Genomic DNA, 17,173 nt, shown 5'->3' with positions numbered 1-17,173 from the left:
TTTTAATCGCTCTGTTTCATACGGCATTCTGATAAAGATCGATTAGAGCCTTAATTCTATCTGGAATTTGTTATTTGATAACTTTATAATCCACAGCCAATCGATTACGCAACCGTTTACTTTTTACCCTTATAGGATTCGATAATGTTCGAAAAGCTATTCAAACTCAGTGAAAATGGCACCAATGTGCGCACTGAAATCATCGCAGGTCTAACAACCTTCCTAACAATGGCTTACATCATTTTTGTAAACCCAATGATTCTAGCTGATGCTGGTATGGACCATGGCGCTGTATTTGTAGCAACCTGTTTAGCAGCTGCTATTGGCTGTTTCATCATGGGCTTTGTTGCTAACTACCCAATTGCTCAAGCTCCAGGCATGGGTTTGAATGCATTCTTTACCTACGCTGTTGTAATGGGGATGGGTTATACGTGGCAAGTTGCTTTGGCAGCGGTTTTCGTATCGGGCGTGATCTTCATCTTCTTAAGCATCTTTAAGATCCGTGAATGGATTATCAACTCGATCCCAATGTCTCTGCGTGTTGGTATCTCTGCAGGTATCGGTCTTTTCCTAGCGTTTATTGCTCTTAGCAATGCTGGCATCGTTGTTTCTAACCCTGCAACGAAAGTTTCACTGGGTGACATTACCGCGATTGCTCCTATCCTAGGTGCGCTTGGTTTCTTCCTTACGATTGCTCTTGTTCACCGTGGCGTGAAAGGCGCAGTAATGATTGCGATTCTAGCTATCACAGCTGTCGGTATTGCTATTGGTGACGTTCAATACGGCGGCATCATGTCGACACCACCAAGTCTTGCACCAACATTCATGCAGCTTGATTTCTCTGCTGTATTTGAAATAGGTATGATTTCAGTAGTATTCGCTTTCTTGTTCGTCGATTTATTCGATACAGCGGGCACTCTGGTTGGTGTTGCAACGAAAGCAAACCTAATCAAAGAAGACGGTAAACTGCCTCGTCTGAACAAGGCACTGCTTGCTGACTCAACAGCAACATCAATTGGTGCACTGCTAGGTACATCAAATACAACCTCTTACGTTGAGAGTGTTGCGGGTGTCGCTGAAGGCGGCCGTACCGGTCTAACAGCGGTTGTTGTTGGTATCTTGTTCCTACTGGCTCTTTTCTTCTCACCGCTTGCCGGTATGATTCCAGCCTACGCAACATCAGGTGCATTGTTCTATGTAGCAATTTTGATGATGTCTGGCCTAGTTGGTATTGATTGGCGTGATCTTACGGAAGCAGCCCCAGTCGTGGTAACATGTCTGCTTATGCCGTTGACATACTCTATCGCTGAGGGTATCTCACTAGGCTTCATCGCTTACGCTGCAATTAAGCTGCTAAGTGGTAAAGGTCGCGACGTTTCACCGGCTGTGTGGGTAATGTCGGCTATCTTTATTCTTAAATATACTTTCGCTTAATCGTCTAGATTTCTGCTTAATCGCTGAAGAGGCTATGTTTGAAATAGCCTCTAATAACATGACAAAATTATTAGGTTTTATACTATGAGCAACAAATTCGTTATCACTTGGGACAACATGCAGACTTACTGCCGTCAACTTGCTGAAAAGCAAATGCCAGCAGAGCAGTGGAAAGGCATCTGGGCTGTAAGCCGTGGTGGTTTGGTTCCTGGTGCAATCTTGGCTCGTGAGCTAGGTATTCGTCACGTAGATACGATTTGTATTTCTAGCTACGACCACGATCACCAACGTGATATGACAGTCGTTAAAGCACCTGAAGGTGACGGCGAAGGCTTCCTAATCGTTGAAGATCTTGTTGATAGTGGTGACACTGCACGCAAGCTTCGCGAAATGTACCCGAAAGCGAAACTGATCGCTGTGTGTGCAAAGCCATCTGGTGCTGACTTGCTAGACGAGTACATCGTTGATATCGCTCAAGACACATGGATTGAGCAACCTTGGGATACTAGCCTAAGCTACGTTGAGCCGGTAAATCGCAAGTCAAAATAAGCGTAAACTTAGTTTTTTGAGAAATGACCCTTTATAGGGTCATTTTTTTTTATATGATTAGTAACAACCATTTCTTATTAAGTATCCCAATGTCTGAATCAGAAGAAACGAGCTCAAACCTTTCGGAAACCTTGTTTGTAAAGCACAAGCAGGCTAAAGAGACCTCAATGCTGACACAATACATGCCAAGCTCTGAAGCGCTATTGGATGAGAAGCGTGAACAGCAAAACTCATCATGGTACCGAAACCTAAGACGTCTTCAGTGGGTATGGCAAGGCGTTAACCCCATTGAGCAAGAAGCGGTATTGGCTCGCATCGCGTCATCAGATAACTCTCGTACAACCGATGAGTGGCTTGATACGGTCATGGGTTACCGAAGTGGTAACTGGGCATACGAATGGACCAAACTGGGTATGCAGCATCAAAATCGCTCGAACGAGAAGAAGGGTGAAGAGATGGCTGAAGAGCTGTTTTCAGCATCGTTGTGCTTCAGCATTGCGGGCTACCCACATCTCAAGAACGACAATTTGGCGGCTCAGGCTCAAGTGTTGGCCAACGCAGCTTATTCTGAAGCAATTAAGCATACGAAGTTGATCGTCAAACAGATTGATATTCCATACCAAAACAAAAAGATCAAAGCGAATTTGCATCTAACCAAAACAGACAAACCACAACCGGTTGTGATTGTCAGCGCTGGTCTAGATAGCTTGCAAACCGATATGTGGCGCTTGTTTAGGGATTATTTAGCACCAAAGAACATTGCCATGCTAACGGTAGACATGCCATCGATAGGGCACAGTGCACATTGGCCGTTAACAGAAGACTCATCTTGTCTTCACCAAGCTGTCTTGAATGAACTGCCTAATATCCCGTGGGTCGATCACCACAAGGTTGGCTTGTTTGGCTTCCGCTTTGGTGGCAATGCGATGGTGAGATTATCTTTCCTTGAGCAGCATAAGCTTAAAGCGTGTATCTCTTTAGGCGCGCCAATTCACGATATCTTTGTTCATGCCGACAAATTGAAACAGATGCCTAAAATGCATTTAGATGTGTTGGCTTCGCGTCTTGGTAAAGGGGCCGTTGATATCAATAGTCTTTCTGGGCAATTGATGGCGTGGTCACTCAAGGTGCAAGGTTTGCTGTCAAACAGTAAAACCAGTGTGCCTATCTTGGCATTAGCGTTAGAGGGCGACCCAGTATCACCTCCAATGGATAACCAACTGGTTGCTATTTACAGTGATTACGGCAAAGCGAAGAAAATCAAAGCTAAATCAATTACACAGGGGTATGAGCAATCCCTCGAATTGGCGATAAAGTGGCTTGAGGATGAATTATTTAGATGACATTTCTCCTAAATTAGTTAAGCATGAAAAGTGTACAAAGTAAGTACCTGATACTCAGAAATAATTTATAAAACCCAATTACGTAGTTTCTACGTATAACAGTCTGAGTAACGTCATTCTTAACATTGAAATGGAGATTCAATATGTCAGAAGTGACACAACAACCTACGCATTATCGCTTGTTAAATGTTTTAAAGGCTATTGGCCCTTACTTAAGGGAGCCGCAATCAGAAGAAGGCCACTATATTTTTGATTGCTTGTCTGTGTGTGTGAACGATAAAAAATCGCCAGAAGAACGTGAGTTTTGGGGCTGGTGGTTGGAGCTGGATAAGTCGGAAGAAGGATTTTCGGCGAAGTACAACACGGGTAAATACAACATCGATGGTAACTGGGATCCTTTGCCATTACCTAAAAAGGCGATCGCTGAGGTCTCTCGAACTCAAGAAGCCTTTCACCAAAAGCTGGTTGATGAACTTCAAAAGAAATTTGAAATCGGCGTTCAGTTAGACGAAGAGTCTGTCGAATTCGTCTGATTTTAAAGGTTACTCTTCTATATAAAGCAAAAAGGTGCGATTTCGCACCTTTTCTGCTTGTGAATTCCCCTTTTGATTGCTAAAACATCACCTCTTATTTGTTTTATCCATAAAAGACTTCATGACAACAAATCATCAAAGCGGGACAACAACACAGCGTAAAACTGTCGTTGTTAAACTGGGTACCAGTGTCTTAACTGGTGGAACATTGGCATTAGACCGCGCTCATATGGTTGAGCTGGTTCGTCAATGTGCTGAATTAAAAAAACAAGGCCACTCTGTGGTTATGGTTTCGTCTGGTGCAATTGCAGCCGGACGTGAGCACCTTGGTTACCCCGCACTTCCCAACTCGATGGCAAGCAAACAATTGCTTGCGGCAGTTGGGCAAAGTCAGTTGATTCAAGTTTGGGAGTCTTTGTTTGCTATCTATGGCCTTAAGATTGGCCAGATGCTACTGACTCGTGCTGATCTCGATGATCGCGAGCGCTTTCTTAACGCACGTGACACGATCAACGCGCTTGTTGAGCACGATATTATTCCGGTAGTAAACGAAAACGACGCAGTAGCCACCAACGAAATTAAAGTGGGCGACAATGATAACTTGTCGGCCTTAGTGGGGATTTTGTGCGGCGCTGATAAGCTTTTGCTTTTAACTGACCAAAAAGGCCTGTTTACCGCTGACCCTCGCAAAGATCCAAACGCTGAACTCATCAAAGAAGTAAAAACCATTGATGACACATTGCGTAAGATCGCAGGCGGCAGTGGTACTACGTTAGGTACCGGCGGCATGGCGACAAAACTGCAGGCGGCTGATATTGCTCGTCGCGCTGGCATCGAAGTAATTATTGCTGCGGGCAGTGCTGAAAATGTGGTGTTTGACTCACTGAGTGACAACCCGCAAGGAACTCGTTTCTTACCGTTAGCGGAAGCGCTTGAAAATCGTAAACGCTGGATTCTAGCGGGCCCTGCTTCAGCTGGTGACATTGTGGTCGACGACGGCGCAGTAAACGCAGTCAACACTAAAGGCAGCAGCTTGTTGGCGAAAGGGGTTGTTCGAGTTAAAGGCGAATTCTCTCGTGGTGAAGTCACCCAAGTCACAGACAGTAAAGGCAAAGTAATTGCGCGTGGTATCGCCAGTTATTCAAGCCAAGACCTAGCAAAAATTGCAGGCAAGCACAGTAAAGATATTGGCGACATCCTTGGCTACGATTACGGGGCAGAAGTCATTCACCGTGACGACTTGGTTGTAATCCAAGAATAGCTCGTGATGAGAAGGTGAATCACCTTTTTGCATCCAAAGACAGACAGAATTTAGGGAGAGTTAAACGTGGATTTAACTAACATGGGTATCGCAGCAAAAGACGCTGCTTTCCACCTAGCGACCGCATCTACGGCGCAAAAGAATAAAGCATTGGCGATCATCGCTGATGAGCTAGAAGCAAACGCAACAACGATTTTAGAAGCAAACGCGAAAGATATCGAACTTGGCCGTGAAGCGGGTCTGACTGATGCACTGCTTGATCGTCTATTGCTGAACGAAGAACGCTTAACCGGTATCGCTAACGATGTACGTAACGTGATTAGCCTGAATGATCCAGTCGGCAGCGAGATTGACAGTAAGGTACTTGAAAACGGTATGTCACTGTCTCGCCGTCGTGTACCACTTGGTGTGGTTGGTGTTATTTATGAAGCGCGTCCAAACGTAACCATCGATATTGCAGCGCTGTGTCTCAAAACTGGTAACGCAAGCATCCTACGTGGCGGCAAAGAGACATTCTTCTCAAACATGGAGCTGGTTAAAGTAATCCAGTCTGCATTAGAGAAAGCGGAACTTCCTGCAGCTTCTGTGCAGTACATCGAGAAACCCGATCGTGAACTTGTCTCTCAACTGCTTAAACTGGATGACTACGTGGATATGATCATTCCTCGTGGTGGCGCTGGTCTGCACAAGATGTGTAAAGAGAACAGTACTATTCCAGTTATCATCGGTGGTTTCGGTATCAGCCATATCTTTGTTGATGAGAGCGCTGATCTTGAGAAGTCTGTTGATGTGGTTGAAAACTCGAAAGTACAACGCCCATCTGCGTGTAACTCGTTAGATACATTGCTAGTGCATGAAGCGGTTGCTGAAGCTTTCTTAGCGCAGCTAACACAGCGTTTAGCGGGCAAAGTAACCTTGGTTGCTGACGCTAGTGCAAAATCATTGCTTACTGGTTTCGAAGACCAACGTGATGCAGTTGAAGGTGACTTTGACACTGAGTGGCTAAGCTACACGCTAGGCGTAAAAGTAGTTGCGGATGTGGCAGAAGCGATTGACCACATGCGCGTACACAACGCGAGTCACTCAGATGCGATTATGACTAACAGTCTAGAGAGCTCAGAGCGCTTTATTAATTCAGTCGGTTCAGCTGCAGTCTATGTGAATGCATCAACACGTTTTACTGATGGCGCACAGTTTGGTTTGGGTGCAGAAGTTGCTGTGTCTACTCAAAAGCTGCATGCTCGAGGCCCAATGGGCTTAGAAGAGCTGACAAGCTACAAGTGGGTAGGTAAAGCGAACTATTTAGTTCGCGGTTAACGCTGGTCGTTAATTTTATTCCTCAGCTCATTTTTGAAATGGCGCTCGAGTAGCAATAATCAATGAATTACCACACAAAAGGGCCTTAATTGGCCCTTTTTCTTTCCTAACGTTTGGCAATTCCGTTACACTGATATTCAATTATTTGGAGGTGATATGCATTGTCCTTTTTGTTCAGAGAACGACACTAAAGTAATCGATTCAAGACTGGTAGCCGATGGCCATCAGGTTCGTCGTCGCCGTCAATGCCTTGCATGTAGTGAACGTTTTACGACTTTCGAATCGGCAGAACTTGTGATGCCTAAAGTCATAAAGTCGAATGGAAACCGCGAACCATTTAATGAAGATAAAATGGTCGGTGGTGTACAGCGCGCCCTAGAAAAACGCCCAGTGAGTGCTGATGCAATTGAACTTGCGATCAGTACGATTAAGTCACAACTCCGTGCAACTGGTGAGCGTGAAGTACCAAGCGAGATGATCGGTAATCTTGTGATGGGCCAATTGAAAGAATTGGATAAAGTGGCGTACATCCGTTTTGCCTCTGTTTACCGCAGCTTTGAAGACATCCGAGAGTTTGGCGAAGAAATCGCTAAATTAGAGGATTAACTCCTCAATCATGTCAAACTTTACTCCCCTAGATTTTCAAATGATGTCGCGTGCTATTAAGTTAGCCAAACGCGGCATTTACACTACTGCACCAAACCCGAATGTGGGTTGTGTCATCGTACAAACCGACGGTCAGATCGTTGGCGAAGGTTTTCATGCCAAAGCTGGCGAAGCTCATGCCGAAGTGCACGCTATGAGAATGGCGGGTGATAAGGCAAAAGGTGCGACAGCTTACGTTACGCTTGAACCTTGTTCTCATTACGGTAGAACGCCGCCTTGTGCTGAAGGTTTGATTAAGGCTCAAGTTTCAAAAGTGATTTGTGCCATGCAGGATCCAAACCCTAAAGTCGCAGGCCGTGGTATCAAGATGCTATGCGACGCGGGCATTGAGGTTGAAATCGGTTTATTAGAGCAAGACGCTCTCGACTTGAACCCTGCATTTATCAAGCGTATGCAAACGGGCATGCCATTCGTTCAGTTAAAAATGGCCGCTAGCCTTGATGGCCAAACGGCATTGGAAAATGGTCAAAGCCAGTGGATCACGTCGCCAGAAGCGCGTCGTGATGTTCAGAACTACCGAGCAAAATCAGGCGCTGTGTTGTCAACTAGCCAGACGGTGATTGAAGACAACGCGTCGTTGAATGTTCGCTGGACTGAGTTACCAAGTAGTATCAAAGATCATTACGCTGAAGACGAACTGCGTCAGCCAATTCGCGTAATTCTTGATCGCCAAAATCAACTGTATCCTGAACTCAAGTTATTCCAAACTCCAACATCGGTATTGAGAGTCGCTGAAACCTCTGCTGATATTGAAGTCGGAATCACAGATGCAGGTCAGCTCGATTTACACGATCTGATGCGTCAATTGCCAGCGAACCATATTGATCATATTTGGGTAGAAGCGGGCGCAACATTGGCAAAAAGCTTGATTGAAGCGCAGTTAGTGGATGAGCTAATCCTTTATTTAGCACCTAAACTAATGGGCAGTGACGGACGAGGTTTGATGGGCGCATTAGGGCTCACTTCAATGTCTGATGTGATTGACCTAGAGATTAAAGATGTTCGACAGGTTGGTGTGGATATTCGCATCGTCGCGAAACCAATTGTGGCTAACAAATAGTAACGAAACCATAGTGGAAATAGTTCTGCTAACCAAATACATGTCGTTGACAACAAAAAGAGTTTTAAAATGTTTACAGGAATTGTAGAAGCCGTAGGTACATTGAGTGCAATCACTCCCCGCGGAGAAGACATCACCGTAACGGTTAATGTTGGTAATCTTGATATGGCTGACGTTAAGTTAGGCGACAGTATCGCGACCAATGGTGTTTGTTTGACGGTTGTTGAGTATAACGATCACAGCTACAGTGCAGACCTTTCGCTTGAGACCCTGAAAAAAACGGGTTTTGTCGATTACCAAGCTGGCGACAAGGTCAACCTAGAAAAAGCAATGTTACCGACCACGCGTTTCGGTGGTCATATCGTATCGGGTCACGTTGATGGCGTGGGTGAGATTGTTGAGCGTAACCAAGTTGGTCGTGCGATTGAGTTTTGGGTAGAAATGCCAGCAGAGATCTCAAAGTACGTAGCTCAAAAAGGTTCAGTCACCGTTGATGGTATTAGCCTGACGGTGAATGATTTACGCAAGAATGCCTTTAAGCTGACTATCGTTCCTCATACCTCTTCAGAAACGACCATAGAGCAATTCAATGTTGGTCGTAAAGTGAATCTAGAAGTCGATGTATTAGCGCGCTATATGGAGCGTTTACTGCAAGGCCAGCAGCAAGAGTCTGAGCCTGAATCTCGATTAACAATGGAATTCTTACAGCAGAATGGTTTTGCCTAACCGTTGGTATAAAGTGCACTAAACATCACTTTGTAAAAGCGAGCAATATCATCAGGTTTAAATAGTGTCGGTTCTAGGAAGAAGAACCATTTCAAAGGATATAGAACAATGCCAATTAGTACTCCTCAAGAAATTATTGAAGACATTCGCCTAGGAAAAATGGTTATCCTGATGGATGATGAAGATCGCGAGAATGAAGGCGATCTGATCATGGCAGCAGAACATGTCACGCCAGAAGCGATTAACTTCATGGCGATGTATGGCCGTGGCTTAATCTGTCTTACATTGACCAAAGAGCGTTCAAATCGCATGGGTCTAGCGCCTATGGTTCAAGATAACAACGCTCAATACACGACTAACTTTACGGTTTCAATTGAAGCGGCAGAGGGCGTAACAACCGGTATTTCTGCATCAGACCGCGCTGTTACCGTTCAAGCTGCTGTGGCAAAAGACGCAAAAGCGGCTGACTTAGTTCAACCTGGGCATATCTTCCCTCTGACTGCTCAAGAAGGTGGTGTTCTAACGCGCGCAGGCCATACTGAAGCAGGTTGTGACTTAGCTCGGTTAGCAGGCTGTGAGCCAGCGTCTGTTATCGTTGAGATCCTAAATGACGACGGCACCATGGCACGTCGTCCTGATCTTGAAGTCTTCGCAGAAAAGCATGACATCAAGCTAGGCACCATAGCTGACTTGATCGAATACCGTAACAACACAGAAACAACGATTGAGCGCGTTGCACAATGTCATTTGCCAACAGAGTTTGGTGATTTCGAGCTTGTTACTTACCGTGACACGATTGATAACCAGATCCACTATGCAATGCAAAAAGGCAGCTTAACCGAAGGTGCTCCTTTGGTGCGTGTTCACCTGCATGACACGTTTACCGATCTGCTTCATTCAGACCGTGGTACCGAGCGCAGCTGGTCGCTAGATAAAGCGATGAAGCGCATTGGCGATGAAGGCGGTGTGCTGGTTATTCTGGGCAACGAAGAGTCGTCTGATTCTTTGATTCATAAAGTGAAGACGTTCGAAGCTCAAGATAAGAATGAGCAACCTACCATGGCTAAGAAACAAGGTACTTCTCGTCGTGTTGGTGTGGGTTCTCAGATTCTACAAGACCTAGGTGTTCATGATATGCGTCTGCTTTCTTCAAGCACTAAGCGTTACCACGCATTGGGTGGTTTTGGCCTTAATGTTGTTGAATACGTTTGCGAGTAAGATGACGTCTGTCCGTTTATAGCGACATAATTTACCGATGATTTCAGTGGCTCTTTTAGAGGTTAATTACGATAAAAGAGTAAAGTAGCCAAGCCCGATTCAAAACGTGTTGAATACACAAGTTTGGCTACTTGCTGCTCCAATATGGTTGGCAGCAGCGCTGCGTTATCATCTTTACATCTCCGGTGTCTGTTCTTCTAAATTAGCATTAGATATTGCTCACAGTTTTGTGCTAGAATCCGGCGATTCTCACTTGATGAAAATAGTTAAAGGAAGGCTTATGAAAGTGATCGAGGGTGGCTTCCCAGCGCCAAATGCAAAAATTGCTATCGTTATTGCTCGTTTCAACAGTTTTATTAACGAAAGTTTACTTTCTGGTGCAATCGATACTTTAAAGCGTCATGGACAAGTAAGCGAAGACAACATCACTGTTGTTCGTTGCCCTGGTGCAGTAGAACTTCCACTTGTAGCGCAACGCGTTGCAAAAACGGGTAAGTTCGATGCGATTGTATCTCTTGGTACAGTAATCCGTGGCGGTACACCTCACTTTGACTATGTTTGTAGTGAATGTAATAAAGGTTTGGCACAAGTGTCTCTGGAATTTTCTCTTCCAGTAGCGTTTGGTGTTCTTACTGTTGATACGATCGATCAAGCTATTGAACGCGCAGGAACCAAGGCTGGTAATAAGGGTGCAGAAGCAGCACTTAGCGCACTTGAGATGATCAACGTTCTTTCTGAAATCGATTCCTAATGGGGGCCAGTGTGAAACCAGCCGCACGTCGTAACGCACGTCAATTTGCTCTACAAGCAATTTATTCTTGGCAAATTACTAAAGAAAATATTGCTACCGTTGAAGAACAGTTCTTATCTGGTGGTAAGTATGATGAAGAAGAGCATCATGCCGCAGAACCTGCTCTAGCTATGCCAGAAACAGACGTTGCATACTTCCGCGACCTACTAACTGGTGTTGCTCTTAGCCACATGGAACTTGATAGCAAGCTTCGTCCATTCGTATCTCGCCCTATGCAAGATCTGGATTTGATGGAACTAGCGCTTCTACGTTTAGCTATGTACGAGATGACTCGTCGCGAAGATGTACCATACAAAGTGGTTATCAACGAAGCTATCGAGCTTGCGAAAGTATTCGCAGCAGAAGACAGCCATAAGTTTGTTAACGGTGTGCTTGATAAAGCTGCACCGCACGTTCGTAAGAAATAAGACGTTCGTATATTGAATCTAAAGGTCAGCTTTTATGCTGGCCTTTTTTGTAACTAAATTTCTGTAATATCAATAATTACGGTGATTTGTATGAAGACTAAAGATAGGGCATGTGATGTCTGGCGAATTTAACCTGATTGAAAAATATTTTGTAAATCGACAACCACAACGTAAAGACGTACATCTGGCAGCGGGCGATGACTGTGCTTTGGTCAAAGCGCCAAGTAATGTTCAGATCGCGATCAGTACAGACACCTTAGTAGCGGGCACTCACTTCTTAGCGGAAGCAAACCCAGCTTGGGTGGCACACAAAGCCTTGGCTTCCAACATCAGTGATCTTGCTGCTATGGGCGCGACGCCTGCCTGGGTTTCGTTTGCGTTAACCATGCCTGAAGTCGATGAAGCGTGGCTTGCTCCCTTCTGTGATTCTTTTTTCAAACTTGCAGACTACTTTGGAATTCAACTTATTGGTGGTGACACGACCAAAGGACCGTTGAGTTTAACGCTTACTGTGCAGGGCTTTGTACCCGAAGGTCGAGCACTACGCAGAGATGGCGCGAAAGTGGGTGACTGGATTTACGTAACGGGCAACTTAGGCGACAGCAAAGCGGGACTAGAGGTGATATTAGACCCTGAACAGAACAAAGCTAAGCCTTATGCGTTAGAGCTTGAAGAGAGACACTACCTGAGCACTCCACGAGTTTTGGCGGGTCAAGCATTAGTGAGTCTTGCTTCGTCTGCCATCGATATCTCTGATGGTGTTATTTCTGATTTAAAACACATCCTTAAGCGTTCTCAGGTCGGTGCAAGCATTGATGTGAGTGCGTTGCCTATCTCCGCTGAATTACGCCAGTTTTCTTCCGATATCGCTTCTGCACAGCAGTATGCGCTTACCAGTGGTGAAGAGTACGAACTCTGCTTTACCGTGCCGGAAGAAAATAAAGGTTCACTGGAAAGTGCTTTGTCACACACTGGCACAAAAGTCACCTGCATTGGCCAGATAAGACCTGTAGAATATTTTGAATTACACAATAATGGTGAACCACTAAGCTGGAACTTAACTGGTTACGATCACTTTAAGGTTAATTGATGACAAACCCACTTTCTCTTATTTCTCTTAAAAATCCTTGGCACTTATTGGCAACGGGTTTTGGTAGTGGCTTATCGCCTATTATTCCAGGCACAATGGGCACGCTTGCGTCGATTCCATTTTATCTATTGCTGGTTCAGTTACCGTTTCCTGCTTATGTCGCAGTAGTGGTTGTTAGTTGTATTATCGGTATCAAGATCTGCCAGGTGACATCTGATGATATGGGTGTACACGACCATGGCTCTATCGTATGGGATGAGTTTGCGGGCTTTTGGATCACCATGGGTCTAGTGCCTTTATTGAATATCCCTACGGATGATTGGAAATGGCTGTTCACTGGTTTTGTGCTTTTCCGCTTTTTTGACATGGTAAAACCATGGCCAATTGGTTGGTTAGACAAGCGAGTTCACGGCGGCTTAGGTATCATGATTGATGATATCGTGGCGGGTATTATGGCGGCGATTTCGCTGTATGCAGTGGCACATTTCGCGGGCTGGTTAGTTTAAGTTAGCTGAAGGATTAAGACTTAGTTGCAAGCACATTAAGCTAAGTCTCGGATACTAAAAAGGTTGACCCTAGGGCCAACCTTTTTTGCTTTTATTGCTTACGACTTTAGAGCTTACGTATTAAGGCTATTTAGCAAGATAGTCAGAGATAGACTTCTCAATGCCTTTAGCATCTAAGCCAAGCTCTTCATGCAGTTCGCCTTGAGTACCTTGAGCAATAAACTTGTCTGGTAGACCAAGGTTCAATACTGACATCAGCAGCTTTTCTTTCATCAAGAATTCAATCACACCCGCGCCTGCACCACCTGCAATCGCATTTTCTTCGATTGTAACCAATACATCGTGGTCAGCAGCAAGCTGTTTGATCAAAGCTTCATCGAGTGGCTTCACAAAGCGCATATCAGCAACTGTCGCATCAATAGCGTCAGCCGTTTGAAGTGCACTCTCAAGGAAAGTACCAAAGCTCAGGATAGCGACTTTCGAGCCATCTTTTGCTTTTTCGCTTTCACGAACGATATGACCTTTACCAATTTCTAGCGCAGTAAATTCACTTTGAATCTCAGTACCCATGCCATTACCACGAGGGTAACGAACGGCACTTGGACCTGTGTGCTGGTGGCCAGTGTATAGCATTTGGCGACATTCGTTTTCGTCGCTTGGCGCCATAATCACCATGTTTGGAATACAGCGCATAAAGCTTAAGTCGAACGCACCTTGGTGTGTTTGACCATCGGCGCCAACAAGACCTGCACGGTCAATAGCGAACATAACCGGTAGATCCATGATAGCGACATCGTGGATCAGTTGATCGTAGCCACGTTGTAGGAATGTCGAGTAGATAGCCACAATCGGCTTATCACCCGCAATCGCCATACCCGTTGCTAGTGTCACTGCGTGTTGCTCAGCAATCGCTACATCGAAGTATTGCTCTGGGTACTCTTTCGAGAAACGTACCATGCCAGAACCTTCACGCATTGCTGGCGTAATTGCCATCAGCTTAGGATCTTGCGCAGCCATATCACACAGGAAGTCGCCAAAAATCTTAGAGAAAGTTGGTTTAGAGCTGGTGCTCTTAGGCAGACTTGAGTGTGCGGGATCGAATTTCGGAACGCCGTGGTAACCGATTGGATCTTTCTCTGCTGGCTCGTAGCCTTTGCCCTTCTTCGTCATGATATGCAGGAACTGAGGACCTTTTAGGTCTCTCATGTTCTTAAGCGTTTTAATCAGCTCATTCACATCGTGACCGTCAACCGGACCAATGTAGTTAAAGCCTAACTCTTCAAACATGGTGCCAGGGACAACCATGCCTTTTAGATGTTCTTCTGTACGACGAACGAGCTCTTTAATCGGCGGAACGCCCGATAGCACTTTCTTGCCACCCTCACGAATTGACGTGTAAAGACTGCCAGAAAGAACTTGAGCTAGATGGTTGTTCAGAGCACCGACGTTTTCAGAGATCGACATCTCGTTATCGTTAAGGATAACCAGCATGTCATTATGAATATCGCCCGCGTGGTTCATCGCTTCGAAGGCCATACCCGCAGTAATCGCGCCATCACCAATCACACTGACGACTTTACGATTCTTGCCTTCTTTCTTCGCACTGATCGCCATACCAAGCCCGGCGCTGATCGATGTTGAAGAGTGACCAACAGAAAGCGTGTCGTATTCGCTCTCTTGACGCCATGGGAATGGATGCAGTCCATCTTTTTGACGGATAGTCGATAAGCGGTCACGACGACCTGTAAGGATCTTGTGCGGGTAGGCTTGGTGACCAACATCCCAAACCAACTGGTCAAAAGGCGTGTTGTACACGTAGTGCAGAGCAACGGTTAGCTCTACCGTACCTAAGCCCGATGCTAAGTGGCCACTTGACTGGCTCACTGAGTTTAGAAGATAGGTGCGTAATTCATCACAAAGCTGTGTAAGCGTCTCTTTTGGAAGTAGACGCAAATCCTCTGGCTTATCAGCCAAAGCAAGAGTTGGGTACTTGGATATATCAAGAGTCATAGGTAATGCGCGCTTATTGTCTTAGTTCTTGCGCTCGATGACGTATCGGGCGAACTCTTCGAGTAACTGGGTATTGTATGGGATTGCAGCCAAAGCTTGAAGCGCTTCCTGTAGCAGAGTTTGCGCTTTTTCTTGAGCGCCCTCTAAACCTAACAAAGAAGGGTAGGTGCTTTTGTTCAATTCTTGATCAGAGCCCTGTGGTTTACCCAAAGTTTCGGTATCGCTAATGATATCTAAAATATCATCCTGAACTTGGAAGGCTAACCCGATTGCATCGGCGTACTTATCTAATTGAGGCATCACTTCGAACGCTTTTTCGCCAGCAGCTAGAGCACCTAAACGAATCGCACTCTTCATTAGAGCACCAGTCTTGTTACGGTGAACTTCTTCTAACTCCTCTAGCGTGACAGAGCGGTTTTCAGCTTCAATATCAAGAGCTTGTCCAATACACATACCTTGTGCACCAGACGCTTCTGCTAGGCGTTGAATCATTCGAACGCGATTGCTCTCCCCGTCAGCACTTAATGTACCTTCCGCAAGTATAGTAAACGCGAGAGTTTGTAGTGCATCGCCAGTTAAAATTGCCGTTGCTTCATCGTATTTAATGTGACAAGTCTGATGGCCACGACGCAATTCGTCGTCGTCCATTGCTGGAAGGTCGTCGTGAATCAGAGAATAGGCATGAATACATTCGATTGCTGAAGCTGGAGTGTCGAGTTCTTCCGCAGTGCAACCGAGCATTTCCCCTGTAATGTAGACAAGAAACGGACGTGCGCGTTTGCCGCCTAAAAGTAACCCATAACGCATCGCGTTAATGAGATTCTGATTTTGGTGTGGCAGGCGATCAAGCCAAAGGTTAAGTTGCTCGTTATTACGTGCTTGATAAGACAATAACGTCTCGATCATAGGGGATCTCATACAATTTGTTATTCAGGTTGTGGGTTAAAGTCACTCAGTTCTGCATTTTCATCATTTTGCAGCAGGATGCTAACACGCTGTTCAGCGTCGTTTAGTTTACTTTGACCAGCACGAGCGAGGGAGATGCCTCGTTCGAACTTTTTCAGCGCATCATCTAAAGCTAGATCACCATTTTCTAGTTGATCAACCAAGCCATCAAGCTCTTCGATAGCCGCTTCAAAGCTCATATTTTCAGGTTTCTTAGTAGCCATAATAAATCTGCGTTTGGAAAGATGAACGAACGTTACCCTAGGCCGCTGAGATGGTCAAATGTAACCAAGAATTTTTGCTAGAAAGTTCGTTTTTAAGGCGCTTGAATTTACTTTGATTGAATAACCGTGGCTTTATCGAGTTTATACGCTTTGGATAAGTCCAAAGTAAGCCAATAGTTGTGATTCAAAAACGAAAAGTGTGATACTTAGACGAAGAATTAACTAAAAGATCTTATAGTCTTGCCGATAAGAATATTATCGTCGACGTAGAACTGTAAAAAAGCATGAGGAGTGCTCAGTGGATTTAGCAACCCTAATAGGTTTGATTGGTGGATTTGCCTTCGTAATTATGGCAATGATCCTAGGTGGAAGCCTCGGGATGTTCTATGACACGACATCCGTTTTGATCGTGATTGGTGGTTCAACGTTTGTTGTTCTAATGAAATTCACCATGGGACAGTTCTTTGGTGCGGCAAAAATTGCCGGTAAAGCATTTATGTTTAAAGCCGATGAGCCAGAAGATCTTATTGCTAAAGTCGTAGAGATGGCGGATGCCGCGCGTAAAGGCGGTTTCTTAGCACTTGAAGAGATGGAAATCAGCAACAGTTTCATGCAAAAGGGTATCGACCTATTGGTTGATGGCCATGATGGTGATGTAGTGCGTGCAGCACTGCAAAAAGACATCGCGTTAACCACAGAACGTCACGAACAGGGCGCTAAAGTATTTACAGCTTTTGGTGATGTTGCACCCGCAATGGGTATGATTGGTACCTTGGTTGGTTTGGTTGCCATGCTTTCGAACATGGATGATCCAAAAGCGATCGGGCCGGCGATGGCGGTTGCACTTTTAACCACTCTATATGGTGCAATTCTTTCGAACATGGTGTTCTTCCCTATCGCGGACAAACTTGCTCTACGTCGTGACCAAGAGACACTGAATCGTCGTTTGGTGATGGATGGCGTACTCGCGATTCAAGATGGTCAAAACCCACGAGTTATTGACGGTTACCTGAAGAGTTACCTTAACGAAGGTAAACGTACGATTGATGGTGAAATGGCTTAAGGGGAATAAA

At 45.2% G+C, this 17,173-nt stretch carries 18 protein-coding genes; 15 read left to right on the top strand and 3 right to left on the bottom strand.

Features of this window, described 5'->3' with window-relative positions; genetic code table 11:
* Positions 1–144: 144 nt before the first annotated feature.
* The 14 genes from OCV30_RS12080 (at position 145) to pgpA (ending at position 12,921) form a co-directional block, all read left to right on the top strand.
* The gene (locus OCV30_RS12080; protein ID WP_012604654.1) at positions 145–1,434 is read left to right on the top strand and encodes an NCS2 family permease; all 1,290 of its coding nucleotides are present in this window, start codon (positions 145–147) and stop codon (positions 1,432–1,434) included.
* An 84-nt stretch (positions 1,435–1,518) separates the two neighbouring features.
* Positions 1,519–1,983 carry a xanthine phosphoribosyltransferase gene (gene gpt / locus OCV30_RS12075; RefSeq protein WP_009847475.1) on the top strand — a complete coding sequence of 155 codons (465 nt, stop codon included), beginning with the start codon at positions 1,519–1,521 and terminating at the stop codon, positions 1,981–1,983.
* 89 nt (positions 1,984–2,072) lie between these two features.
* Entirely contained in the window at positions 2,073–3,326 is a 1,254-nt protein-coding gene (frsA, locus tag OCV30_RS12070) for an esterase FrsA (protein WP_009847474.1), read from the top strand.
* Positions 3,327–3,469: 143 nt separating this feature from the next.
* Complete coding sequence (crl, locus tag OCV30_RS12065; protein WP_009847473.1) at positions 3,470–3,859, top strand: sigma factor-binding protein Crl; 390 nt, start codon at positions 3,470–3,472, stop codon at positions 3,857–3,859.
* Positions 3,860–3,935: 76 nt separating this feature from the next.
* Entirely contained in the window at positions 3,936–5,120 is a 1,185-nt protein-coding gene (gene proB, locus OCV30_RS12060; RefSeq protein ID WP_209439698.1) for a glutamate 5-kinase, read from the top strand.
* Between the two features lie 66 nt (positions 5,121–5,186).
* Positions 5,187–6,437 (top strand): glutamate-5-semialdehyde dehydrogenase, encoded by a 1,251-nt coding sequence (locus OCV30_RS12055; protein ID WP_065679449.1) that lies wholly within the window; start codon positions 5,187–5,189, stop codon positions 6,435–6,437.
* Positions 6,438–6,593: 156 nt separating this feature from the next.
* Entirely contained in the window at positions 6,594–7,043 is a 450-nt protein-coding gene (gene nrdR, locus OCV30_RS12050) for a transcriptional regulator NrdR (protein ID WP_004734394.1), read from the top strand.
* A 40-nt stretch (positions 7,044–7,083) separates the two neighbouring features.
* A complete protein-coding gene (ribD, locus tag OCV30_RS12045; protein ID WP_065679448.1) occupies positions 7,084–8,163 on the top strand; it encodes a bifunctional diaminohydroxyphosphoribosylaminopyrimidine deaminase/5-amino-6-(5-phosphoribosylamino)uracil reductase RibD in 1,080 nt (359 codons plus the stop codon).
* 69 nt (positions 8,164–8,232) lie between these two features.
* Positions 8,233–8,889, top strand: coding sequence for a riboflavin synthase (locus OCV30_RS12040; protein ID WP_065679447.1), 657 nt, complete (start codon positions 8,233–8,235; stop codon positions 8,887–8,889).
* A gap of 108 nt (positions 8,890–8,997) precedes the next feature.
* Complete coding sequence (ribBA, locus tag OCV30_RS12035; protein ID WP_017096788.1) at positions 8,998–10,107, top strand: bifunctional 3,4-dihydroxy-2-butanone-4-phosphate synthase/GTP cyclohydrolase II; 1,110 nt, start codon at positions 8,998–9,000, stop codon at positions 10,105–10,107.
* Positions 10,108–10,387: 280 nt separating this feature from the next.
* The gene (gene ribH / locus OCV30_RS12030) at positions 10,388–10,858 is read left to right on the top strand and encodes a 6,7-dimethyl-8-ribityllumazine synthase (protein WP_004734398.1); all 471 of its coding nucleotides are present in this window, start codon (positions 10,388–10,390) and stop codon (positions 10,856–10,858) included.
* Entirely contained in the window at positions 10,858–11,325 is a 468-nt protein-coding gene (nusB, locus tag OCV30_RS12025) for a transcription antitermination factor NusB (protein ID WP_004734399.1), read from the top strand. The genes ribH and nusB overlap by 1 nt, the downstream gene beginning before the upstream one ends.
* Before the next feature lie 115 nt (positions 11,326–11,440).
* Positions 11,441–12,415 (top strand): thiamine-phosphate kinase, encoded by a 975-nt coding sequence (gene thiL / locus OCV30_RS12020; RefSeq protein ID WP_065679446.1) that lies wholly within the window; start codon positions 11,441–11,443, stop codon positions 12,413–12,415.
* Positions 12,415–12,921 carry a phosphatidylglycerophosphatase A gene (pgpA, locus tag OCV30_RS12015; RefSeq protein WP_065679445.1) on the top strand — a complete coding sequence of 169 codons (507 nt, stop codon included), beginning with the start codon at positions 12,415–12,417 and terminating at the stop codon, positions 12,919–12,921. The genes thiL and pgpA overlap by 1 nt, the downstream gene beginning before the upstream one ends.
* Positions 12,922–13,047: 126 nt before the next feature.
* On the opposite strand, the gene dxs is transcribed toward pgpA, so the two are convergent.
* Genes dxs through xseB form a run of 3 tightly spaced genes read right to left on the bottom strand, consistent with a single transcriptional unit; the run spans position 13,048 to position 16,100 of the window.
* Positions 13,048–14,931, bottom strand: coding sequence for a 1-deoxy-D-xylulose-5-phosphate synthase (gene dxs, locus OCV30_RS12010; RefSeq protein ID WP_065679444.1), 1,884 nt, complete (start codon positions 14,929–14,931; stop codon positions 13,048–13,050).
* Between the two features lie 21 nt (positions 14,932–14,952).
* The gene (ispA, locus tag OCV30_RS12005) at positions 14,953–15,837 is read right to left on the bottom strand and encodes a (2E,6E)-farnesyl diphosphate synthase (RefSeq protein ID WP_009847465.1); all 885 of its coding nucleotides are present in this window, start codon (positions 15,835–15,837) and stop codon (positions 14,953–14,955) included.
* 20 nt (positions 15,838–15,857) lie between these two features.
* On the bottom strand, positions 15,858–16,100 hold the full coding sequence (gene xseB, locus OCV30_RS12000) for an exodeoxyribonuclease VII small subunit (protein ID WP_004734405.1): 243 nt from the start codon (positions 16,098–16,100) through the stop codon (positions 15,858–15,860).
* Between the two features lie 298 nt (positions 16,101–16,398).
* Here xseB and pomA point away from each other — a divergent pair, with 298 nt between their 5' ends.
* The gene (gene pomA, locus OCV30_RS11995; RefSeq protein ID WP_009847464.1) at positions 16,399–17,163 is read left to right on the top strand and encodes a flagellar motor protein PomA; all 765 of its coding nucleotides are present in this window, start codon (positions 16,399–16,401) and stop codon (positions 17,161–17,163) included.
* The last annotated feature ends 10 nt before the right edge of the window (positions 17,164–17,173 follow it).

Source organism: Vibrio atlanticus (genome assembly GCF_024347315.1).
Classification (GTDB): Bacteria; Pseudomonadota; Gammaproteobacteria; order Enterobacterales; family Vibrionaceae; genus Vibrio; species Vibrio atlanticus.
This window is presented reverse-complemented; position numbering and strand designations above follow the sequence as displayed.